Raw genomic sequence first — 20,795 nt, forward strand, 5'->3', positions numbered from 1 at the left:
CATGGCCGATACGCGCTACCTGGACTGGCCCTTTTTCGAGCCGCGCCATGCCGAGCTGGCGCGCACGCTCGACGACTGGGCGGGCCGCCATATTGCAGACATGCACGGTCCCGATGTGGACGCCGAGTGCCGCAACCTCGTCAAGACCTTGGGCCCTGGTGGCTGGCTGCGCCACGCGGTGGCCGGCAAGGCACATGGTGGTGCGCAGGAGGCCATCGACACCCGCGCCATTTGCCTGATCCGTGAAACGCTGGCGCGCCATTCGGGCCTGGCCGATTTCGCGTTTGCCATGCAAGGTCTTGGCTCGGGCGCCATTTCATTGGCGGGTAGCGAGATGCAGCGCCAGAAATACCTGCCGCGCGTAGCCGCTGGTGAAGCCATCAGCGCCTTTGCCCTGTCGGAGGCCGAAGCCGGGTCCGACGTGGCTGCCATGGCCTGCACCGCCCGAGCCGATGGCGCGCACTATGTGCTGGACGGTGAAAAGACCTGGATCTCCAACGGTGGCATTGCCGACTTCTACGTGGTCTTTGCGCGAACCGGCGAGGCGCCAGGCGCCAGAGGCATCAGCGCCTTCATCGTGGAGGCGCATACCCCCGGCTTCGAGGTGGCCGAGCGAATCGAGCTGATCGCCCCGCACCCGCTCGCGCGCTTGCGCTTCACCCACTGCCGCGTTCCCGCCAGCCAGCGTGTCGGCGCGGCGGGCGAGGGTTTCAAGGTGGCGATGCGCACGCTCGATGTGTTCCGCACCTCGGTTGCCGCCGCTTCCCTGGGCTTTGCGCGCAGGGCCTTTGACGAAGCCTTGCAGCGCGCCACCACACGCAAGATGTTTGGCGGCGTGCTGGCCGACTTTCAGTTGACGCAGGCCAAGCTGGCGCAGATGGCCACCGCCATCGACAGCGCCGCGCTGCTCACCTACCGCGCAGCCTGGATGCGCGACCAGGGGCACAACGTGACGCGCGAAGCCGCCATGGCGAAGATGACCGCAACCGAGAACGCCCAGCAGGTGATTGACGCGGCCGTGCAGATGTTGGGCGGACTGGGCGTGGTCAGCGGCCAGCCGGTGGAGCGCCTGTACCGCGAGATTCGCGCGCTGCGCATCTACGAAGGCGCCACCGAAGTGCAGCAGCTCATCATTGCGCGCGACCTGCTGCGCAGCGCCGAGCCGGCCCAAGCCTGACCGCCCCGCCGGAACCAGACAGAGGAGCCCAGACCATGTCCGCAAGCGCCCACGTCGACACCTTCGCTGCCGACCACCTGCCCCTGCCGACCAGCAGCCAGAATTCCTTTTCGACCTGCCCGCTCTGCAGTTCCCTGAGCGGCTCAACTGCGCCACCGAACTGCTCGACCGCCACATCGCCGAAGGCCGCGGCGACCGCCTGTGCCTGCGCGCGCCGGGCGTCCGCTGGACCTATGCCGAGCTGCAAGACAGGGCCAACCGCATAGCGAACGTGCTGGTGAATGAGCTGGGCGTGGTGCCCGGCAACCGGGTGCTGCTGCGCGCGCCCAACAACCCGATGCTGGTGGCCTGCTGGTTCGCGGTAATGAAGGCCGGCGCCATTGCCGTCACCACCATGCCGCTGCTGCGCGCCAAGGAACTCAAGGCCATTGTCGAAATCGGCCGCGTCACGCATGCGCTGTGCGATGCCGCGCTGACCGAAGAGCTGACCCTGACGGCCGAAGCCCGCCCCCAGCTAGCCCACATCCGCTGTTTCGGCGCGGGCGGGGAGGACTGCCTGGAGGCAGGAATGGCGCGCCAGCCTCCCCGGTTCAACAATGTGGATACGGCGGCGACGGACACCTGCATGTTCGCCTTCACCTCGGGAACGACCGGAATCCCCAAGGCCACCATGCACTTCCACCGCGACGTGATGGCCATTTGCGCCTGCTGGCCTCCGCATGTGCTCAAGGCGACGCCGGACGATGTTTTCATGGGCAGCCCGCCGCTGGCCTTCACCTTTGGTCTGGGTGGCCTGGTGCTGTTTCCCATGGCGATAGGCGCATCCACCGTGCTGCTGGAGAAGGCCGGCCCGCCCCAGTTGCTGCAAGCCATTGCGGAGTATGGCGCCACGGTGTTGTTCACCGCGCCCACTTCGTACCGCGCGCTGGCGGCCCATGGCGAGGCGCTGCGGCGCACATCGCTGCGCAAATGCGTCTCCGCAGGCGAAGCCCTGCCGGCGGCCACGCGCGCGCTGTGGAAGGAAGCCACGGGCATCGAGCTGATCGACGGCATTGGTGCCACCGAGCTGCTGCACATTTTCATCTCGCACGACGAAGCCCATGCGCGGCCCGGCGCCACCGGCACGCCGGTGCCCGGCTACCGCGCCCGCGTAGTGGACGACCTGGGCAACGAAGTGGCGCCCGGCACCGTCGGCAAGCTCGCCGTCCAAGGTCCGACGGGCTGCCGCTATCTCAACGACGAGCGCCAGCACAACTACGTGCAAAACGGCTGGAATCTCACCGGCGACGCCTACCTGATGGATGCCGACGGCTATTTTTTCTACCAGGCGCGCACCGACGACATGATCATCTCGGCGGGCTACAACATCGCCGCACCGGAAGTCGAAGAATCGCTGATGCAGCACCCTTGGGTGGCCGAGTGCGCCGTGGTGGGCGTGCCGGACGCCGAACGTGGGCAAATCGTCAAGGCCTTTGTGGTGCTGCGTGCCGATGCGTCGGGCGCCGGTGCGTCGGGCGACGAAGACATGGCGCGTGCGCTGCAGGATTTCGTCAAGCAGCACGCAGCGCCCTACAAGTACCCACGCGTTGTTGCTTTCATCGATAAGCTACCGCGCACGCAGACCGGCAAGCTCCAGCGCTTCAAGCTGCACGAACCCCTGTAACCCAACGGCGCAGACCGTCCACACCGCAACCCTTCGAAGGAGACAACACCATGACCGCATCTTCGCGCCTCGGCGCCCTCAGCCTGGTGGCCGCCGCCGCCCTTTTGTCCGCATCGGCCCATGCAGCAGACCACGTCAAAGTGGGGCTGATGAGCACGCTCTCGGGCCCCGGCGCCGGCCTGGGCATCGATATCCGTGACGGCTTCCAGCTTGCCATGAAGCACAACGGCGGCAAGCTCGGCACCTTGCCCGCCGAAGTCATCGTGGTGGACGATCAGATGAGCCCAGACGCTGCCAAGCAGACGGCCGAGCGCCTGATCAAACGCGACAACGTCGACTTCATGACCGGCGTCGTGTTCTCCAACATCATGCTGGCCGTGGCGCCCGCGGTGTTCCAGTCGAAGACCTTTTATCTGAGCGCCAATGCCGGTCCCTCGCAGCTCGCTGGCGCCCAGTGCAATCCCTACTTCTTCAGCGTTTCGTACCAGAACGACAACATGCACGAAGCCGTCGGCAAGGTGGTGAACGACAAGGGCTTCAAGAAGGTGGCGCTGCTCGCCCCCAACTACCCTGCAGGCAAGGACGCGCTCGCCGGCTTCAAGCGCTACTACAAAGGCGAAATCGTGCAAGAGGTCTACACGCCGCTCAGCCAGCTTGACTACGGCGCCGAGCTGTCCAACCTGCGCGCCTCGGGCGCCGACGCGGTCTACATCTTCCTGCCCGGCGGCCTGGGCATCAACTTCATCAAGCAGTTCGTCGGTGCCGGCCTTTCCAAGGACATGACGCTGTTCGGCCCCGGTTTCTCGGCCGATGAGGACGTGATCCGCGCCGTGGGCGAGCCCATGCTCGGCATGTTCAACAGCTCGCAATGGGGCCACGACATGGACAACGCGGCCAACAAGCGTTTCGTCGCCGACTTCCAGAAAGAGTACGGCCGACTGCCGACGCTGTACGCGGCGCAAGGCTACGACGCTGCGCAGCTCATGAACGCCGCCGTGCGCGACGTCAAGGGAAAGATCGAGGACAAGCAGGCGGTGCGCAAAGCCCTCAAGGCCGCCAAGTTCGACTCGGTGCGCGGCAACTTCAAGTTCAACACCAACCAGTTCCCGATTCAGGACTACTACCTGCGCGTGATCGGCAAGGACAGCCAGGGCCGCATCACCAACAAGACGCTGTCGACCATCTTCAAGGACCATGGCGATGCGTACGCCGCCCAATGCAAGATGCCTTCCTGATTTCGCATCCAAATCACCCGTGCCGTCGTTGCGTTGCCTTGTCGTGCGAATCGCACTGCCTGCGGCGCCGCGCCTAGGCACAGGCGATTTGGAAGCGAAATGCGCGCTCTGTAGCTACCGAGGGTTGGATGCGCAGTCCCCCTGCTCCTTCTGCGCCGACTGGGTGCGTTGCTCGCCAGGCCTGCGTTTTCGCGCGAGTCACGGCGGCTCTGCAAGCGAAATGCGTACTCCCCCTTTGACCACCCCATGACCGGAATCTTGATTCTCGAGCAAATGCTCAACGGCCTGCAGTTCGGCCTGATGCTGTTCCTGCTGGCCGCCGGGCTCACGCTGGTGTTCGGCATCATGGACATGATCAACCTGGCGCATGGCTCGCTCTACATGGTGGGCGCCTACCTGATCGCCACCATCGCAGCGGCGTCGGGTTCGTTCTGGCTGGGGCTGGCCGGCGGCATTGTCGCCACCGCAGCGATCGGTGTGCTGCTCGAAGTCACGGTGCTGCGCCGGCTCTACCAGCGCGACCACCTGGCGCAGGTGCTGGGTACGTTTGCCATCCTGCTCATGGCCAACGAGGGGGTGCGCATGGTCTGGGGTTCGCAGCCCCTGCAGCTCAACCCGCCGGCGGTGCTTGCCGGGCCGGTCGAGTTGCTGCCGGGCTTTGTGTATCCGGCGTTTCGCCTGTTCATTATCGGTGTCGGGCTTGCGGTTGCGCTGCTGCTGTATTTGCTGGTGACGCACACCCGCGTGGGCATGCAGGTGCGGGCCGGAGCCTCCAACCGCGAAATGGCGCTGGCCATGGGTACCAACGTGCGCCGGCTGTTCACGGCGCTGTTCGCCCTGGGCGCTGCGCTGTGCGCGGTAGCCGGCGGCATGCTGGGGCCGCTGCTTGCGGTGCAGGTGGGCATGGGCGAGAGCATCTTGATTCTGGCCTTTGTGGTCATCGTGATCGGTGGCATCGGCTCGATCCGTGGCGCGCTGCTGGGCGCCTTGCTTGTCGGCGTGGTGGACACCGCAGGCCGCACGCTCATTCCGCTGCTGTTCGGCCAGTTGATGGGGCCGGCTGCGGCCTCCAATGCCGGGCCGGCCGTGGCGTCGATCCTGATCTACGTGCTCATGGCCGCAGTGCTCTTCTGGAAACCGCAGGGCCTGTTCCCCGCCCACGGCTGAAGATGGAGTACATCCCCCTGAGCGGCTTTGCCGCTTCGAACAAGCGCCAGAGGCGCAAGCTCTTCGGAGCCGTCCAGGCCTGCGCAGGCAGGCTTGGAGCCGAGGTCTTCAGCCCCTTCTCTCGCTTCGCTGCGCTGCGCGGGAAGGAGGACGGCGCCAGCGCGGCGGGGCGGCCCTTGCGCGGCGTCCGCTGGCATGAGTCATGCCCATTCAAAGCGCCTGCACCGCGCAGACGCCGTGCGTAAAACCGACATGAACCCATCCAAATCTGCGCCGGAAAGCAGCATCCTCGACCACGGCCTGCACCTGCGCTGGAGCGTTCCGTTGCTCGTTCTGCTCGCCCTGCTGCCCGCCATTGCGCATGGCCTGGGCGAAGACTTCTACATTGGCGTGGCCAGCCGCGTGCTGATATTTGCCCTGGCCGCCACCAGCCTGAATCTGATTCTGGGCTTTGGCGGCATGGTGAGTTTTGGCCATGCGGCGTTTGTCGGCATTGGCGCCTACACCGTGGGCATCCTGATGCAAAGCGGCATCGCCTCGGCGTGGATTGCCTGGCCAGCGGCGTTCGTGCTCGGCGGACTGTTCGCCTGCGTCATCGGCCTCATCAGCCTGCGCACCCAGGGCGTGTACTTCATCATGATCACCCTGGCGTTTGCGCAGATGCTGTACTACCTGATGGTGTCGCTGAAGAACTATGGCGGCGAGGATGGCATGTCGCTGTTCACGCGTTCCGACCTGGGCATGGGCCTGGATCTGTCGAGCGACACGCAGTTCTATTTCGTTGTGCTGGTGCTTTTCGTACTGGCGTTCCTGGCCATACAGCGGCTGCTGAATGCGCGTTTTGGCCATGTGCTGCAAGGCATTCGCGAGAACGAGGTGCGCATGGCGGCGCTGGGTTTTCCGGTGTTTCGCTACAAGCTGGTGGCGTTCACGCTGGCTGGCGCGGTGGCCGGCCTGGCCGGCGCGCTGCTGGCCAACCAAGGCAGTTATGTCAGTCCCTCAACCATGCAATGGAGCCAGTCGGGCATGCTGCTGGTGATGGTCATTCTGGGTGGCGTGGGGCACTTGTTCGGCGGCCTGGCCGGCGCGGCGGCCTTTTTGCTGATCGAAGAGGGGCTGGTCAGCTACACCATTTACTGGCAAATGGGCCTGGGCGCCGTGCTGCTGGCCGTGGTGCTGCTGGCCCCCAACGGGCTGATGAGCCTGCGCGCCGGCAAGAAGGAGCGAGCATGAGCACGGTGCCGCTGCTGCGCGTTCTGCACCTCGTCAAGCGCTTTGGGGGCCTGGCGGCCACGGACGACGCGAGCCTGGACGTGCAAGACGGCGAAATCCACGCGCTCATCGGCCCCAACGGCGCCGGCAAAACCACGCTGATCCATCAGCTCTCGGGCGCGCTGGAGCCCACCAGCGGAACGATCTGGTTTGGCAAGCAAAACATCACTGATCTGCCGATGCACGCGCGCGTGCACCTGGGGCTGGTGCGCTCGTACCAGATTACCAGCGTCTTTAAACGTCTTTCCGTACTCGACAACCTGGCGCTGGCCGTGCAGGCCAAAAGCGGCAGCAGCCTGCGTTTTTGGCAGCCCGCGCGCAGCGAGCGCGCGCGCTACGACGCCGCAACGGCCGTGGCCGAGCGCGTCGGGCTGGGCGCTCAACTGCACCGTTTGGCAGGCGCGCTGTCGCACGGCGAGCAGCGCCAGCTGGAAGTCGGCCTGGCGCTGGCCTTGCGGCCCCGACTGTTGCTGCTCGACGAGCCCATGGCCGGCATGGGGCCGGACGAATCCGAGCGCATGGTGGCGCTGCTGCACAGCCTGCGCGGCGAGGCGACGATGCTGCTGGTAGAGCACGATATGGACGCGGTATTTCGCCTGGCAGACCGGATTTCCACCCTGGTGTTTGGCCGCGTCATCGCCACCGGCACGCCGGCCGAGATTCGCGAGAACGCCGACGTGCGGCGTGCTTATCTGGGCGACGAAGCGGAGATCGGCGCATGACGGCCTTGCTGGAAGTGGATTCGATGGAGACGGCGTACGGCAGCAGCCAGGTGCTGTTCGGCGTCTCGTTTGCTATTGCAGAGGGCGAAGTCGCCACACTGCTGGGCCGCAACGGCATGGGTAAGACCACCACGGTGCGCTCGCTGCTGGGCCTGACGCGTGCGCGCGGCGGTACGGTGCGTTTCCAGGGGGAGCGCATTGAAGCGCTGGCGCCGGACCGCATTGCCCGCATGGGCCTCGCTGTGGTGCCTGAAGGGCGGCAGATCTTTCCCAACCTGTCGGTCAGCGAGAACCTGCGCGCCTTTGGCGCCAACCGCAACGCGAGTAGCGAGCCCTGGACGCTCGATCGCGTCTATGCGCTGTTCCCCCGCCTGGCCGAGCGTTCGCGCAACATGGGCAACCAGCTCTCTGGCGGCGAGCAGCAGATGCTGGCAATTGGCCGCGCCCTCATGACCAACCCGCACCTGCTGGTGCTGGACGAAGCCACCGAGGGGCTGGCGCCGCTGATTCGCGAGGAAATCTGGCGCTGTCTCGCCACGCTGCGGGCGCAGGGGCAAACCATTCTGGTGATCGACAAATACGTGCAGCGCCTGGTGCGCCTGGCCGACCGCCACACCATCATCGAGCGCGGGCAGGTGGTCTGGCAGGGCGATTCGGAGCAGTTGGGCGCTGACCCGTCGCTGTGGCAGCGCTACATCGGAGTATGAATGGCGACCAACCCCCTGAGCGGCTTCGCCGCATCCCCCTTCTCTTGCATCGCTGCGCGATACGGAAGGGGGACGACACCGGCGCGGCGGGGCGGCCCTTGCGCGGTGTCCGGCATGGGTCATGCCTGTTCCATGCGAGTGGCCGGTAGTGGGGCGCTGATGTGAATGCCGCTTCTCCATCTACCGCTCCCCGTTTCGAGCGTGCGCTGCGCATTCGTTTCGCGCATTGCGACCCGGCGGGCATTGTCTTCTTCCCGCAGTACCTGGTGATGTTCAACGGTCTGGTGGAAGACTGGTTCACCGACGGCCTGGGCGTGCCGTATGCCGAGCTGCTCGGCCCGCGCCGTGTCGGCCTGCCCATCGTGCGGCTGGAATGCGACTTTTCTGCCATCAGCCGCATGGGCGACGACGTGGTGCTGGGCCTGTCGATTGCGCGCCTGGGCCGCAGTTCGCTCGCGCTCGATCTTTGCTGCCGGGCTGGCGAGCAACTGCGCGTGGCGTCGCGCCAGGTGCTGGTGGCCACCAGCCTGGAGACGCACCGTCCCATCGCCTTTCCGCCCGACGTGCGCGATGCGCTCGCAGCGTTTGTCCCCCTTCAGTGAACCGAGGAGTCTCGACATGCAAATTCTTCTTCCCCCCGGCTGGCCGCGTCCCAAGGGCTATTCCAACGGTATCTCGGTCCGTGGCCGCATGGTCTTCGTTGCGGGAATGATCGGCTGGGACGCGCAGGGCAAGTTCCATACGGATGATCTGGCCGGCCAGGTGCGCCAGGCGCTGACCAACGTGGTGGCAGTGCTCAAGGAAGCCGATGCCCTGCCCGAGCACATCGTGCGCATGAACTGGTACGTCACCGACAAGCGCGAGTACGTGGCCGCCTACCCCGAGATCGGCAAGGCGTTTCGCGAACTCATCGGCAGTTTCAACGCCACGATGATGGCGGTGGAAGTGGCCGCCCTGATTGAAGACCGCGCCAAGGTCGAGATCGAGGTCACAGCGGTGGTGCCGGACTGACGCGCCAGGCCGGGGACAAAATACCAGGAAAAATGGCCTCCAGCGCTTATCCATAAAGCGCTGGCAGCTATCAATATTGCGTATTCAGGCTGCGCCGGACAAAGGCAATAGACAGTCCCTGCTCGGTCACCGCAATGGCGCCCGGCTGCAGGCCCAGGCCGTCCAGCAAAGCGAGGTCCTTTTCTTCCAGCCGGTGCAGCACCACCTCCCCCAGTGCGCGCCGCGCCAGCCGCGGGGCCCAGGCGTGCAGCAGGGCGGCCGCAGCAGGCTCCAATCCGTCGATTTCCAGGCTGTGTACAGCGATGTCGTGGGCGCGCAGCGTGCGGTCGTTCGCTTCGTAGCGCAGGCCGAACTCGCTTTCCAGCACACCTTCGCGGGGCGCGCCGATGGCGGGGCCGCTGAGCACGGCGGGGATCCGGGCGCGCAGACGGTTGACTTCGGGTCGCAGGGCCAGGCCGGGAGGCAGCAGTTCCAGCGTCGCGAGGCCGGCAAGCGGAAAGCGGCGCGGAAAGCGCTGGCTCAGCATGGCCAGCAATTGCGCCAGCGACACCGTGTAGCCCGAAATCCCCAGACCGGCCGACGCGGGGCGCAGGCCAGCGGTCAGCGCAAGCGCAGCGGCGGCTCCGGCGCGCAGCAGCCAGTGCCGCCGGGACGGGCCTGCGGGGCCGCGAAGCGCAGGGCGCATGGCGGCCTTCAGCGTCCCACCACGGCCCAGCCGGCGCGCTGGTCGCGTTTGTCGTTGGTGTATTCCCAGGCGGTGCCGCAGCGCTCGCAGATGTGGCGCGTGATGGTCACTACATGCCCGGCATGTTCCTCGCGCCGGTGGCCGCCCTGAACCAGTTCGGCGTGGCCAGGCGCGCGGCGCCAGTTGCGCTGGATGCCGGCGCAGGCTTCGCACAGCTCCATCTTCTTCAGCTCGCTCGCGCGGGCGGGGTCTTTGCCGGGGGTCATGGGAGTCTTTCTCTGGAGATGGGCGGGAGCGGGGTGGCGGGATGGCACTGTACGCCAGAGCGCAGTATGGATTAGAAATATGAATAAAAATGGTGGCTAGCGCTTATCTGATAAGCGCAGACAGCTATCGTTTAAGGAGCAACATGCCAACCCCAGACCATTTGCGGGCCGTCGACATCGACTTCAGCATGGATTCGTGCGACGTGGCACGGCGCCTGATCGGTGTGACGCTGCTGGTCAACGGCATCGGCGGCCGCATTGTAGAAACCGAGGCCTACGACCAGCAAGACCCGGCCTCGCACACCTATACCGGGCCTTCGGTGCGCAACGCCGCCATGTTCGGCCCGCCCGCGCATGTCTATGTCTACCGCTCCTACGGCCTGCACTGGTGCATGAACCTGGTCTGCCGCGAAGCCGGCCACGGCGCGGGCGTGCTGCTGCGTGCCTTGGAGCCCACGCACGGGCTGGAGGCAATGTGCGAACGCCGTGGCCTGCAAGACCCGCGCCTGCTCTGCGCCGGCCCCGGCCGCCTGGCGCAGGCACTCGGCGTGGACCACAGTTGGAACCATCGGCCGGTGCAGCCGCCCACCTTCGCTTTGCTGTGGAATGGACAGGCGGCGGACGTGCTGGCCGGTTCGCGCATCGGCATCAGCAAGGCGGTGGAGACACCCTGGCGTTTTGGCGAGCGCGGCTCGCGTTACTTGAGCCGGGGCTTTGGGCGCGGTGCGTAGGAAGCGCGTTGCGACGCCTATCTCGACGGAACACGGTCGGCTGCGTGCAGCGCTTGTTACTCCATTTCTAAATCAAACGGTTACTTTGTCGGCTTCGCTTTGTCAGTACGCCTGTACTGCCTGCGCTTCGCCTTCGCGTACTCGATTGATTGAGAAACTGAATTAGCTCAGCGCCGTCTTGCACAGCGCCTGCAAGTGCAAGCTGCCCCCAGCCGTGCCCATCCACCGGCAACTGGTGCTTGGCCTGCAGGTAGTGGTGGGTAAACACATCCAGCCAGGCCTCCAGTACCGCGCTGGCCTGGTCGTCGCCCGCCAGCGCAAGGCACAGCGCAGCGACTTCGGCGGTGCAGAAATGGTCGGTGCGCGCGCTGCGGCGCAAGCGGTAGCGCGAGAGCTGCTCGGGTTGCAGGCTGAGCACCGGCAAGGCGTCGAGATACGGGCTTTTGCGAAACATCTTGCGCGCCTCGGGCCAGGTGGCGTCCAGCAGGATGAACAGTGGGCGACGCGGCAGCGCTTTGGCTCCGCCAGCAGAAACTTCAACCGCGTGCACCACCCGCTCGGGCGCCACAAACTCACCTGGGAACACCACAAAAGGCTGCCACTGCGGGTCGGCCAGCAGCGCCAACAAGGCCGGGTCCACTGCGGTGCGCGCCCAGCCGAATGCAAAGGTGTCAGCCACCACGTCGGCCACCAGCCAGCCGGTGTTGCTGGGTTTGAGGGGTTCGATGTCGGCCATCAACAGGCAGACGCCGGCGCGCGCTGGTGTTTGTGGATGCAGCGCGCACAGGCAGTGGCTGGGCACCAGCCGGCAGCCGGGGCAGCGATCGCCCTTGGGGCCGCCGCGCGCCAGAAAGGGCTTGGTGCTGCGCGCCAGGCGGGCGGCCTTCAGTTTCGAAACGGCGTGGGGCGGGGCAGGCACGCCCGCGCCCTCAGGCATTGCTCAGGCTCTCCAGCGCAAACAAGGGAACCTCGGCCTGGCGGCTCAGCCACAGCCCGCCGCCCAATGCGGTGTAGTTGGGTTCGAGCCCGCGCCGGTAGAGCGCGGCGCGGTGGCGGAACATGCGCGGGTCGGTCAGGTTCTCGTCCAGGATGTCCTGCTCCCAGTCCTCGCGCGAGACCGCCTCCAGGTACAAGGCTCCACTGCAGAGCAGGCCCAGAGAGTGCATGGCGCGTTTCAAGTCGGCGGCGTCCAGATACGGCAGCACGCCCTGGCAGATCACCAGGTCGTAGGGCGCACTGGCGCGGTAGTCCACCACCGAGCCTTGCTCCCAGCCAAAGCGTTCGCACAGGTAGGGGCTCAATTCCACGCCGTGGTACGTGGCATGCGGAAAATGCCGCGCCACTACGTCCCGCCACAGCCCGATGCCGCAGCCCATGTCCAGCACGCGCTGCACCGGCACGCGCAGGTACTGCAAATAGCTGCACACAAAAGCGCCCAGGCGCTCGACGTGGCCGGGGTCCACGACGCTGGTTTTCTTGTCGAAATAAAAGCGCTGGTAATACGCTTCGTCAAACACCTCGGCTTGGGCAGATTTCACGCGCGCGCAGCGCCCGCTTCGGGCTTGGGCGGGCGGTGCACCACGCAAATCTTGTTGCCATCGGGGTCGCGCAGGTAAGCCAGGTACAGCCGTCCCATTTCGCCCTCGCGAAAACCGGGCGGGTCTTCGCAGGTGCTGCCGCCGTTGGCCAGGCCGGCGGCATGGAACGCCGCGCCTTGCTCTGGCGAATCGACGGTGAAGCCGATGGTGCTGCCGTTGCCGTGGCAGGCCGCTTCGCCGTTGATGGGTGTGGTGATGCCGAAGCTGCCGGAGCGGCTGCGGTAGAAATAACGATTCCGGTTGGCCACGCCGGGGCCGTGGCCCAGGGTGCCCAGCACCGCGTCGTAGAACTGCCTGGACGCTTCGAGATCGTTCACACCCACCATCACATGACTGAACATCGTTGTCTCCGATTGGCCCCGGCGAAGGGGATTTGATTGAAAAATCCGGTTGCCGACACAGCCACTCCTGGCGTGCGGCGCGCTGGTGTCGTGCGTTGGACGTGGGTTGAAAAAGGCAAAGGCGTCGAAATCGTCGCCAGGCAAAGCACACCCCAGCGATGGCCGGAGCTATCGCGCGGATGTGCAACGCGGCATGGCGGCGATTCCAGGCAGCTTTCTGAAACGAACTTCCAACTCACGGCACCAGGGGATCGTAAACAGGTTCGCAACTGCCTGCAGGCGCCCGCGCGTGGGCCGCCTGGGCGCTGTCCAGCATGCGCCTTCTGAACGCAGGCGCTGTTCCTGGGAAAAATGCCGTTTCTGCCTTTGCTTCCGCCACCCGCCCGAGGCAAAAAAACGCCCGGGATGACCGGGCGCCTTGCTGTCAGACGGAAGGGGTCAGAAGCGGAAAACCGCTGCTGCGCCCGTGCGCGTGGGCATGCGTTCGGCCGGCACCATCACGACCTCGCCACCCTTGCTGAGCACCGACTCGCCCAGGTCGTCCAGCAGGTCGTCCACTTTCGGATCGCTCAGCTTTCCAGCAGTCACTTTGCCGGTGCTGGCGTTGATCCGGCCCGGCACCAGGCGGTCGGCCTCGAGCAGCAGCGTGGCCACGCGCCCTTCCACGGCCGCTTTGGCAATGTCGGCCAGCACGTCCGAGCCCAGCGCCTTGGCAGCGCCAGCGCCGTAGCTGTCCAGCAGGCCCGAGAGGCGATCCAGGTAGTACGGCTGAATGAGTTCCCAGGCGCGCTCGCGCAGCGCATCGACCGACATGGCGTCGGGGTGCACGTCGATGGCTTCTTTCAGCAGCAGCGGGTTTTTGCTGACCGAACGGAACAGGTTGTGGTGCTCAGGGAGCGCCGCAAGAATCAGCCCCATTCCGCCTGACGGACCGCCACGCTGCATCACGGCCTGGTCGACGGCACGGAAAAACTGTTCCATGTCGCGGTCGGCGGCGTCTTGTTTGACGTCGGTGCCGTGCCAGGCCGAGTCCCCGGTGGGGCCGTAAGAGCGGTGCGCGCCTTCGCGGCTGTCGGTTTCCTTGTTCAGCATCTCGCCCGCAGTCTGTGCTGCGCTGTCCGGGGCCTGCACTTCCAGCAGGCTGTCGCGGTTGCCTTCAAACAGCTTGAAGCTGTCGCGGCTCAGGCCCAGAACCTGGAAGCGGTCTGCCGATTGCGTGATGCGCAGCAGCGGCTTGGTGTGAAAACTGTCTGCCACCACGACCAGATCCGTGACCGGACGCTCAAGTCGGTACACGCGGAACAGGCCCGGAGCGCTCAGAACCGCCAGCCCATCGCTGGTGTGGTTCCAGAAATCGGCATTGGCTGCCAGCGCCTCAAACGGCTCCAGCAGCGGCGCCACTTCGCGCTTGGGGTACTTCTGGCGCAGCGACTCTTCCATTTCCTTCACCAGATTGCGAAACCGGATCGGGTCCTGCACGTTGTCGGGGTGCTGGCGGTGGGTCGACTGGTACAGCGACAGGCAAGGCGTCTCCTCATTGCGCAGCAGAACCTCTGGGTAGTCATGGTTTAAAGAATTCATAAATAAACCTTTCAAAAGTCGAATTGAAAAACAGCGTTTGAAAAGCTGTGGCGTAAATTAATGCGGCTATCTATTGAGATAGGTCTGAAGTAATCGCTTCCATTGCGAAAAGTTATCCCATATCAAAATTACCGGATATCAACGAATTTTCGCAAAGATCGAATAAAGCATATGCGGGCGGTATTGAGTATTTCAAGGCTTGCGACGGTTTCTAGCGTCCTGAAAAATATTTTCGTCAATTCATGGTAGTTCTTGCTAGAAAATATCTGTTGATATTTATCAATATGGATTTTTGCAGGCGTCAGGCTCAGTGCGAAGCAGCCCACCCCCCGGCTTGAGGTACTGAGATGCGCAGCCCAGGAGTCGACCTGTCCACGCTGCGGGGCACCAATGCACAGGACTTGCCCCGTTTCCGCGCGCAGTTCGATGTTTGATTTCCCAGCGGGAATCGGGGGCCGCCCATTGGCTTGGCTAGGTTTTGGCAAAATGGCCTGGCGATGCGGCTGCCTTGGAAATGCCGACAGACAACAGTGAGAGCGCGGCTTTAATGGGATGCAGGCAAAGGGCGGACGCCTGGATGTGTGCCCGGCGGCGCAGTCAATTTTTCATGGCGAGATTTTGTCTGAGGCCGCCACCTAGTCAGACCAAATTGGCTTCTGGCGCCCGTGAAGCGTTCGCAACAAGCTATTAATAGAATAGCAAGCCGTCCAAACTGCTCTACCCTGCCGTCGCCATGCGCAGCCGGCGCGCCGCTTCTTCGTCCCGCGCGTCATCAATCTCGCGCAGCACCGCCTGCATGTCCACATCGGCGTGGCTGCGTTCGTAGCGGCCGGTCAAGGGGGTTTCGTTGCCGAGCATGCCGCTTTGGTACAGGCTCCAGATTTCGGCGCCGTACTCGGTCTTGAGCAGTGCCGGCGCAAACTGGCCAAAGAAGTTGCGCAGATTGGCCACATCGCGCAGCAGCATGCGCTGGGCGTGGTGGTTGCCGGCCGCGTCCACGGCTTGGGGCAGGTCGATGATGACGGGGAAATCCGTGCTCTCGGGTTCGCCTTGCACGTCTCCATGGGCCAGCAGGATGTTGAATTCCGACAAGTCTCCATGCACCACGCCCGCGCACAGCATGCGCACCACCTCGGCAATCAGAGTTGCGTGGTGTTGCAAGGCCTGTTCGGGGGTGAACGACACATCGTTCAAACGCGGGGCGGCGTCGCCGTGGGCGTCGGTCACCAGTTCCATCAGCAGCACGCCGTCGTGAAAATTGAAAGGCTGGGGCACGCGCACGCCGGCGGCGGCCAGGCGGTAGAGCGCGTCCACCTCGGCGTTTTGCCAGGCGGCTTCTTGCTCCTGCCGGCCAAACTTGCTGCCCTTGGCCATGGCGCGGCCGGTGCGCGAGTTCTTGGTCTTGCGGTTTTCGGTGTAGTCCACCGCCTGGCGGAAGCTCCGGTTCGTGGCCTCTTTGTAGATTTTGGCGCAGAGGGTTTGCTCGCCGTGGCGCACCACAAACACCATGGCCTCCTTGTCACTCATGAGCTGGCGCACCACGGTGTCGATCAGGCCTTCGTCGATGAGGGATTGGAGTCGGGGGGGTGCTTTCATTCGGGGAATTGTGCGCGATGCAAGCGAACGCGGATTTTGCCGGCGGGAAGGCACAGCGTCCGATGGCACGGGCGCCGAGGGGGTGGAAGTTGCTGCCAGGGCGGAGAAGAAAACTACAAAAATCATAGCTGCTAGCGCATGATGAATAAGCGCTAGAGCCTGTTTTGACCACAATTTTCCCTGTGCGACTCAGCCCTCCAGCATCTCCACCCGCAGCGTCGCCACCGGGCCTGCCACGGCGGGGTGGGCCGCCAGCGCGTGCATGGCGAGGTCCACCGTGGCCTGGGCCACCGCCCCGGTCAGCACCAGCACCTGGGGGCCCGTGCCGGGGGGCAAGGCTTGGTCGCAGGCCAACTGCACCTGCGCCACCGGCACCTGCTGCGTGGCCAGCCAGGCGCCTACGGCGCCGGTCTGCTCGCCGCTGTGCACGGGCACGCGCAGGTAGTGGCGCGTGTGCACGGCAGCGCGTGGCAGCACGGCCAGGGCGTTGTCCACCGCGTGGGCATGAAAGCCCAAATGCGGCACGCGCTGGGCCGCGTGGGTGCCGCCCAGCCGCGCCACGTCCACCAGGTCGGCAATCACGGCCGATGCGGTGGGCTCGGAGCCGGCACCTGCGCCGTAGTACATCGTCACGCCTGCCGCGTCGCCCTTGACCATGATGCCGTTCATCGAACCGTTGACCTGCGCCATCAGGTGCGTGGCGGGCACCAGCGCGGGCTGCACGCGCAGCTCGATACCCGGCACGCCGTGGTCCTCGCGGCGCCTGGCCACGCCCAGCAGCTTGATGCGAAAGCCAAGCTGCTCGGCGCAGGCCACATCCAGCCCCTGCAGGCGGGTGATGCCCTCGACCTGCGCATCGGCAAAACGCACCGGCATGCCAAACGCGTTGGCCGCCAGCAGCGCCATCTTGTGCGCGGCGTCCACGCCGTCGATGTCGAAGCTGGGGTCGGCTTCGGCGTAGCCAAGCGCCTGCGCCTGCTGCAGCGCCGCTGCAAAGTCCAGCCCCTCATCGCGCATCTTGCTGAGAATGAAATTGGTGGTGCCGTTGACGATGCCCGCCACCCACTCAATGCGGTTGGCCGTGAGTCCCTCGCGCAGCGCCTTGACGATGGGGATGCTCACCGCCACCGCGCCCTCGTACGCTACCGCCACGCCGTGTTCGAGCGCGGCGGCAAAGATCTCGCTGCCGTGCACTGCCAGCAGTGCCTTGTTGGCCGTGACCACATGTTTGCCTGCGGCAATGGCCGCCAGCACCCATTCGCGCGCAGCGCCTGTGCCACCGGCCACTTCCACTACCACATCCACGCCGGGGTGCGTGGCCACCTGCATCGGGTCATTCGTAAGCGCCACATCGGTGCCCACCACCCCCACGGCGCGCGCCAGATTGCGCGCGGCCACCACCACCACCTCAATGCCGCGCCCGGCGCGCCCGGCAATCAGCGCCTGGTTGCGCGCCAGCACCCGGAAGGTGCCTGCGCCCACGGTGCCCATGCCAATCATGCCCACGCGCAGAGGGCGGATGGCACCGACGGAAGGGCTGGGCTGGGTCTCTAGGGACTGGACGGGATCGCGGAACATGGATATCTCCTGGCAACGAACAAACAAAAAAACCCAGCTGCCAGAGCTGGGTTTCATGCATTCGTCTTGGGGAGAAGAGAGCGATCACCAGGTGGCTGCCGAAACGGCCACCTGCGCGTGCTCAGGTGGCCGCGGGGGTAATGGTGATCATCATTCGTGCACCCATCGCCCGCGTGAATGCGGGCAGCATCATGCACATGCCATGGCTGGCAGCGGCAGGTGCGGTGACGTGGTGGCAGGTGTACGGCATGAGGAGGGGCAGTGTACCTGCGGCCCCTGGGGCGCCGTCAAGCCTTTGCCTGGCTGGGCGTTGCGTGCGCGCCATGGATGGTGCGTGGCGGCATGGTTTGGCTACCAAATGCTATCGAATCAGAAGCTGCAAGTGCATGCTGAATCAGCGCAAGAGGCGAATTTCATCCACATTCGCCGCGCCTGCGCCTGGGCTATGCCTGCAGGCCCAACTGCTTCATCAACTCCATCGCGCCTGCCGGCGCGCGCTCTTTGGCGCCGTTGATGAAGTACACGAACACGTCGCGCGGCCGCTGTCCGCTCGTCCAGGCGCGCACGCCCTGGGCCCAGGCGGCGATGGCCTCGGGCGTGTAGCCGGTCGGCACATGGGCCTGGCTGCGCATCAGCCGCAGGTAGGCAAAATCGGCGTCAGGCGCGGCAATGGCGGGAAATTTCTCTGCATCGGTGTGCACTGGCACGCAGCCGTATTGGCGCGCCAGCGCCAGGAAGGCCGGCGTGGCGAAACTCTCGTGCCGCACGTCCAGCGCATGGCGCAGGCGGCGGCCGTCCACCTGTTGGGGCAGCAGGGCGAGGAAGGCTTCGAAGTCCTCGGGCTCGAATTGTTTCGTCGGCATGAACTGCCAGACGATGGGCCCGAGCTTCTCGGCCAATTCGGAGATGCCGCTGTCGACAAAGCGGGCAATCGAATCACCCGCCTCGGCCAGGACCCGCCGATTCGTCGCGAAGCGGTTGGCCTTGAGCGAGAACAGGAAGCCGTCCGGCGTCTCGCTGTGCCACTTGGCGAAGGTCGGCGGCTTGAAGGTGCTGTAGTAGGTACCGTTCACCTCGATGGCACTGAGCTGGCGGCTGGCGTAGTGCAGCTCCTTGCTCTGCGCCAGCCCGGCGGGGTAGAAGTTGTCGCGCCAGGGCTCGAAGGTCCAGCCGCCAATGCCGATGCGGATTTGGGGGCGGCTGCGGTGAGGGTGTGCGGCGCTTGCCATGGCGGGCCTTTCCTGAACTCACAAGAATTTCACTGTACCCGCCACGGGCTGTGCCTGGCGTGCGTCAGTACGCGCCCATGAAGTCGCGCTTGCCAATCGGCAAACCGTTGTGGCGCAGGATGTCGTAGGCGGTGGTCACGTGAAAGAAGAACTGCGGCAGGCCGTAGTTGGCCAGGTACACCTGCCCAGTGAGCTTTTTCTCCTTGGGCGTGCCGGGGCGCAAGACGATCTCAACGCTTTCCTTGCCTTCAAACTGGGCTGCGTCCACGCTGTCCAGAAAGGCCAGGGTCTGCGCCAGGAGCGCATCCAGGTCGGCAAAGCTTTTCTCCTGGCTTGCAAGGCTCGGCACCTCCACCCCCGCCAGCCGCGCCGCAATGCCACGCGAAAAATCGGCGGCAATCTGCACCTGTTTGAGCAGCGCAAACATGTCGGGCGCCAGCCGCGCCTGCAACAGGGCATCGGGCTCGATGGACTTGGCGGCGGCGTATTCGCTGGCCTGCGCAAGGATGGTTTTCAAAGCCGTCAGCATCTGCTTGAAGACGGGAACCGAGTGGGTGTACATGGGGCTGGTCATGGGGTGGGTCTGGTAGTTATGGGTGGAAAAAGGGAGGCCAACGGGAGGGATTGGCGTGACAGTTGCAGTGAATCTGGCGCTGGGCCAAACGCCTGCTCCCGCCGCCATCGCCCTGGCGCGGCACTGTAACCCGCGCCCTGTGCAGGTGGCGTGGCGCAGCGCAATACCCCCTCGGCATGCGGCTGGCTCCGCGCAGCGCCCTGCCACTGTGCACGGCCCCGCGCCGCGTCATTCACCGTCCGAAATCCCCGCCTGCTTGAGCTCGGCAAATTTGGCCGCCATCGTCGGGTTGCCGCGTGTCAGCTTCTTGATGGTCAGGTCTTCGGCCTTGTCGTTGGCCAGGCGCAAGTTGTTGGCCGACTTGTGCAGCGCCTCCTTGGTCTTCTCCAGGTCCTTGATGGCCTCGTCGATGCGCCGAACCGCCTCCTCGAACCCGTCCGACGCCAGGCGCCAGTTGCGCCCGAAGGCGCCCTTGAACTCGTCGAGCTGCGTCTCGAACCGGGTGATGTCCAGGTTTTGCGCCTTCACCAGCGCCAGCTCCGACTTGTACTGCAGCGACTTCATCGCCGCGTTGCGCAGCAGCGTGATGATGGGGATGAAGAACTGCGGCCGCACCACGTACATCTTGGGGTGGCGGTGCGACATGTCCACGATGCCCGTGTACAGCTCGCTCTCGGGCTCCAGCAGCGACACCAGCACCGCATATTCGCAGCCTTTTTCGGTGCGGTCCTTGTCCAGCTCTTTCAAGAAGTCTTCGTTGCGCTTCTTGGTGGCGGTCTGGTCGCTCTCGTTCTTCATCTCGAACATGATGGAGACGATTTCGTTGCCCGACTCGTCCAGGTCGCGAAAGATGTAGTCGCCCTTGCTGCCGCTGCGTGCGTCGTTGTCTTTCTCGAAATACGCGTGCGCAAAAGCCGTGGCGCGGATGCGGTTGAACTCCGTCTCGCAGTGCTGCTCCAGCGTCTCGCCCACCATCTTGGTCGACAGGCGCGCCTTCATGTCCCTGAGGCGCGCAATCTCGCCGTCGCGGTCACGCAGCTGCAAGGCGTGCTGCTCCTTGATGGCGGCCTCCTCCAGCTGCTTCTTCACCACCGCCAGGTTCAGGTCGTTCTTGAGCTCATCGCGCTCCCGCACCACCACCGCGACCGCCTCGGACACCGCCAGCCTGCGCGCCACCTCGCCCGCCTCCAGCTGCGACCTCAGCCGCTCGATCTCGGCGTCCTTTTGCGCGGCCACACCTTGCAGCTCCTGCGCCAGCCGCGCTTGTGCCAACTGGTCCGCCGCCTGCTGCGCCGCCCGCGCACGTTCCAGTTCATGGGCCAGCGCATCGCGCTGCTTTTCCACCGCGCTCAGGGCCTGCGCCACCGCCAGATCGCGCTCCACCGCGCCCGCATCCAACCGGGCCTTCAGGGCCTGAATCTCGGTGTCCTTGGCGGCCGCCGCCTTCTGCAGCGCATGGGCCACCTGGGCCTCGGCCAGCGCCACCGCATTGCGCTTGTCCTGCTCGGCCAGCTCCAGCCGCTCGTGCAACTGCGCGTGGAAATCCGCGTCGCGCACCTGCTTGAGGATGTCGGCATAGCCGGTTTCGTCCACCTTGAACGCCTTGTTGCAGTGGGGGCAGATGATGTCGTGCATGGCGGTCACCGTGGGTCGTGTTTCGTT

Annotated in this window: 21 protein-coding genes and 1 pseudogene; 10 read left to right on the top strand and 12 right to left on the bottom strand. The window is 65.2% G+C overall.

All coding sequences use genetic code 11. The features are described from left to right. The first annotated feature begins 1 nt into the window (after nucleotide 1). From C6571_RS08260 to C6571_RS08300, 9 genes and pseudogenes are all read left to right on the top strand, one after another. Nucleotides 2-1,177, top strand: a complete 1,176-nt coding sequence (locus C6571_RS08260) for an acyl-CoA dehydrogenase family protein (protein WP_106446262.1) — start codon at nucleotides 2-4, stop codon at nucleotides 1,175-1,177. Nucleotides 1,178-1,212: 35 nt separating this feature from the next. After that, a pseudogene (locus C6571_RS08265) lies at nucleotides 1,213-2,840 on the top strand (AMP-binding protein). Between the two features lie 50 nt (nucleotides 2,841-2,890). Continuing rightward, entirely contained in the window at nucleotides 2,891-4,075 is a 1,185-nt protein-coding gene (locus C6571_RS08270; protein ID WP_106446263.1) for an ABC transporter substrate-binding protein, read from the top strand. A 246-nt stretch (nucleotides 4,076-4,321) separates the two neighbouring features. After that, the gene (locus C6571_RS08275) at nucleotides 4,322-5,242 is read left to right on the top strand and encodes a branched-chain amino acid ABC transporter permease (protein ID WP_106446264.1); all 921 of its coding nucleotides are present in this window, start codon (nucleotides 4,322-4,324) and stop codon (nucleotides 5,240-5,242) included. 252 nt (nucleotides 5,243-5,494) lie between these two features. Then, nucleotides 5,495-6,475, top strand: a complete 981-nt coding sequence (locus tag C6571_RS08280) for a branched-chain amino acid ABC transporter permease (protein WP_170094820.1) — start codon at nucleotides 5,495-5,497, stop codon at nucleotides 6,473-6,475. Further along, complete coding sequence (locus C6571_RS08285) at nucleotides 6,472-7,236, top strand: ABC transporter ATP-binding protein (protein ID WP_106446265.1); 765 nt, start codon at nucleotides 6,472-6,474, stop codon at nucleotides 7,234-7,236. Before C6571_RS08280 ends, C6571_RS08285 begins: the two co-directional genes overlap by 4 nt. Continuing rightward, nucleotides 7,233-7,943 (top strand): ABC transporter ATP-binding protein, encoded by a 711-nt coding sequence (locus tag C6571_RS08290; RefSeq protein ID WP_106446266.1) that lies wholly within the window; start codon nucleotides 7,233-7,235, stop codon nucleotides 7,941-7,943. Before C6571_RS08285 ends, C6571_RS08290 begins: the two co-directional genes overlap by 4 nt. Before the next feature lie 161 nt (nucleotides 7,944-8,104). Next, a complete protein-coding gene (locus C6571_RS08295; RefSeq protein ID WP_245901463.1) occupies nucleotides 8,105-8,545 on the top strand; it encodes an acyl-CoA thioesterase in 441 nt (146 codons plus the stop codon). Nucleotides 8,546-8,561: 16 nt separating this feature from the next. Beyond that, entirely contained in the window at nucleotides 8,562-8,954 is a 393-nt protein-coding gene (locus C6571_RS08300) for a RidA family protein (RefSeq protein ID WP_106446267.1), read from the top strand. 70 nt (nucleotides 8,955-9,024) lie between these two features. Here the strand turns inward: C6571_RS08300 and C6571_RS08305 are convergent, their stop codons facing one another. Next, the gene (locus tag C6571_RS08305; RefSeq protein WP_106446268.1) at nucleotides 9,025-9,639 is read right to left on the bottom strand and encodes a DUF1439 domain-containing protein; all 615 of its coding nucleotides are present in this window, start codon (nucleotides 9,637-9,639) and stop codon (nucleotides 9,025-9,027) included. Between the two features lie 8 nt (nucleotides 9,640-9,647). Next, nucleotides 9,648-9,905 (bottom strand): hypothetical protein, encoded by a 258-nt coding sequence (locus C6571_RS08310; RefSeq protein ID WP_106446269.1) that lies wholly within the window; start codon nucleotides 9,903-9,905, stop codon nucleotides 9,648-9,650. A gap of 143 nt (nucleotides 9,906-10,048) precedes the next feature. On the opposite strand from C6571_RS08310, the gene C6571_RS08315 reads away from it, so the two are divergent. Then, nucleotides 10,049-10,636: a DNA-3-methyladenine glycosylase gene (locus C6571_RS08315; protein WP_106446270.1), complete on the top strand. Its 588-nt coding sequence runs from the start codon at nucleotides 10,049-10,051 to the stop codon at nucleotides 10,634-10,636. 67 nt (nucleotides 10,637-10,703) lie between these two features. Here C6571_RS08315 and C6571_RS08320 read toward each other — a convergent pair whose 3' ends face one another. The 10 genes from C6571_RS08320 to C6571_RS08365 all read right to left on the bottom strand — a co-directional run bounded on the left by C6571_RS08320 (nucleotide 10,704) and on the right by C6571_RS08365 (nucleotide 20,768). Then, nucleotides 10,704-11,573: a tRNA-uridine aminocarboxypropyltransferase gene (locus tag C6571_RS08320; protein ID WP_106446271.1), complete on the bottom strand. Its 870-nt coding sequence runs from the start codon at nucleotides 11,571-11,573 to the stop codon at nucleotides 10,704-10,706. Further along, nucleotides 11,566-12,174 carry a class I SAM-dependent methyltransferase gene (locus C6571_RS08325; RefSeq protein WP_106446272.1) on the bottom strand — a complete coding sequence of 203 codons (609 nt, stop codon included), beginning with the start codon at nucleotides 12,172-12,174 and terminating at the stop codon, nucleotides 11,566-11,568. The genes C6571_RS08320 and C6571_RS08325 overlap by 8 nt, the downstream gene beginning before the upstream one ends. Beyond that, nucleotides 12,171-12,575 (bottom strand): VOC family protein, encoded by a 405-nt coding sequence (locus C6571_RS08330; RefSeq protein WP_106446273.1) that lies wholly within the window; start codon nucleotides 12,573-12,575, stop codon nucleotides 12,171-12,173. The genes C6571_RS08325 and C6571_RS08330 overlap by 4 nt, the downstream gene beginning before the upstream one ends. A gap of 438 nt (nucleotides 12,576-13,013) precedes the next feature. Next, nucleotides 13,014-14,156, bottom strand: a complete 1,143-nt coding sequence (locus C6571_RS08335) for a baeRF3 domain-containing protein (protein ID WP_106446274.1) — start codon at nucleotides 14,154-14,156, stop codon at nucleotides 13,014-13,016. 717 nt (nucleotides 14,157-14,873) lie between these two features. Further along, nucleotides 14,874-15,752, bottom strand: coding sequence for a PA4780 family RIO1-like protein kinase (locus tag C6571_RS08340; RefSeq protein ID WP_106446275.1), 879 nt, complete (start codon nucleotides 15,750-15,752; stop codon nucleotides 14,874-14,876). Nucleotides 15,753-15,941: 189 nt separating this feature from the next. Then, entirely contained in the window at nucleotides 15,942-17,330 is a 1,389-nt protein-coding gene (locus C6571_RS08345; protein WP_106446276.1) for a homoserine dehydrogenase, read from the bottom strand. Between the two features lie 121 nt (nucleotides 17,331-17,451). Then, nucleotides 17,452-17,580, bottom strand: coding sequence for a hypothetical protein (locus tag C6571_RS20175; protein WP_273361371.1), 129 nt, complete (start codon nucleotides 17,578-17,580; stop codon nucleotides 17,452-17,454). Nucleotides 17,581-17,773: 193 nt separating this feature from the next. After that, a complete protein-coding gene (locus C6571_RS08355; RefSeq protein ID WP_106446278.1) occupies nucleotides 17,774-18,559 on the bottom strand; it encodes a DUF72 domain-containing protein in 786 nt (261 codons plus the stop codon). 64 nt (nucleotides 18,560-18,623) lie between these two features. Further along, nucleotides 18,624-19,133 (bottom strand): DUF1993 domain-containing protein, encoded by a 510-nt coding sequence (locus C6571_RS08360; RefSeq protein ID WP_106446279.1) that lies wholly within the window; start codon nucleotides 19,131-19,133, stop codon nucleotides 18,624-18,626. A gap of 228 nt (nucleotides 19,134-19,361) precedes the next feature. Then, nucleotides 19,362-20,768: a DUF2130 domain-containing protein gene (locus C6571_RS08365; RefSeq protein WP_106448123.1), complete on the bottom strand. Its 1,407-nt coding sequence runs from the start codon at nucleotides 20,766-20,768 to the stop codon at nucleotides 19,362-19,364. Nucleotides 20,769-20,795: the final 27 nt, after the last annotated feature.

It is taken from the genome of Simplicispira suum, assembly GCF_003008595.1.
Lineage (GTDB): Bacteria > Pseudomonadota > Gammaproteobacteria > Burkholderiales > Burkholderiaceae_C > Simplicispira > Simplicispira suum.

What these genes read in the sequence shown, in the direction of transcription:
- C6571_RS08260 (WP_106446262.1), top strand. Translation starts at nt 2, where the DNA reads ATGGCCGATACGCGCTACCTGGACTGGCCCTTTTTCGAGCCGCGCCAT.
- C6571_RS08270 (WP_106446263.1), top strand. Translation starts at nt 2,891, where the DNA reads ATGACCGCATCTTCGCGCCTCGGCGCCCTCAGCCTGGTGGCCGCCGCC.
- C6571_RS08275 (WP_106446264.1), top strand. Translation starts at nt 4,322, where the DNA reads ATGACCGGAATCTTGATTCTCGAGCAAATGCTCAACGGCCTGCAGTTC.
- C6571_RS08280 (WP_170094820.1), top strand. Translation starts at nt 5,495, where the DNA reads ATGAACCCATCCAAATCTGCGCCGGAAAGCAGCATCCTCGACCACGGC.
- C6571_RS08285 (WP_106446265.1), top strand. Translation starts at nt 6,472, where the DNA reads ATGAGCACGGTGCCGCTGCTGCGCGTTCTGCACCTCGTCAAGCGCTTT.
- C6571_RS08290 (WP_106446266.1), top strand. Translation starts at nt 7,233, where the DNA reads ATGACGGCCTTGCTGGAAGTGGATTCGATGGAGACGGCGTACGGCAGC.
- C6571_RS08300 (WP_106446267.1), top strand. Translation starts at nt 8,562, where the DNA reads ATGCAAATTCTTCTTCCCCCCGGCTGGCCGCGTCCCAAGGGCTATTCC.
- C6571_RS08305 (WP_106446268.1), bottom strand. Translation starts at nt 9,639, where the DNA reads ATGCGCCCTGCGCTTCGCGGCCCCGCAGGCCCGTCCCGGCGGCACTGG.
- C6571_RS08310 (WP_106446269.1), bottom strand. Translation starts at nt 9,905, where the DNA reads ATGACCCCCGGCAAAGACCCCGCCCGCGCGAGCGAGCTGAAGAAGATG.
- C6571_RS08315 (WP_106446270.1), top strand. Translation starts at nt 10,049, where the DNA reads ATGCCAACCCCAGACCATTTGCGGGCCGTCGACATCGACTTCAGCATG.
- C6571_RS08320 (WP_106446271.1), bottom strand. Translation starts at nt 11,573, where the DNA reads ATGCCTGAGGGCGCGGGCGTGCCTGCCCCGCCCCACGCCGTTTCGAAA.
- C6571_RS08330 (WP_106446273.1), bottom strand. Translation starts at nt 12,575, where the DNA reads ATGTTCAGTCATGTGATGGTGGGTGTGAACGATCTCGAAGCGTCCAGG.
- C6571_RS08335 (WP_106446274.1), bottom strand. Translation starts at nt 14,156, where the DNA reads ATGAATTCTTTAAACCATGACTACCCAGAGGTTCTGCTGCGCAATGAG.
- C6571_RS08340 (WP_106446275.1), bottom strand. Translation starts at nt 15,752, where the DNA reads ATGAAAGCACCCCCCCGACTCCAATCCCTCATCGACGAAGGCCTGATC.
- C6571_RS08345 (WP_106446276.1), bottom strand. Translation starts at nt 17,330, where the DNA reads ATGTTCCGCGATCCCGTCCAGTCCCTAGAGACCCAGCCCAGCCCTTCC.
- C6571_RS20175 (WP_273361371.1), bottom strand. Translation starts at nt 17,580, where the DNA reads ATGCCGTACACCTGCCACCACGTCACCGCACCTGCCGCTGCCAGCCAT.
- C6571_RS08355 (WP_106446278.1), bottom strand. Translation starts at nt 18,559, where the DNA reads ATGGCAAGCGCCGCACACCCTCACCGCAGCCGCCCCCAAATCCGCATC.
- C6571_RS08360 (WP_106446279.1), bottom strand. Translation starts at nt 19,133, where the DNA reads ATGACCAGCCCCATGTACACCCACTCGGTTCCCGTCTTCAAGCAGATG.
- C6571_RS08365 (WP_106448123.1), bottom strand. Translation starts at nt 20,768, where the DNA reads ATGCACGACATCATCTGCCCCCACTGCAACAAGGCGTTCAAGGTGGAC.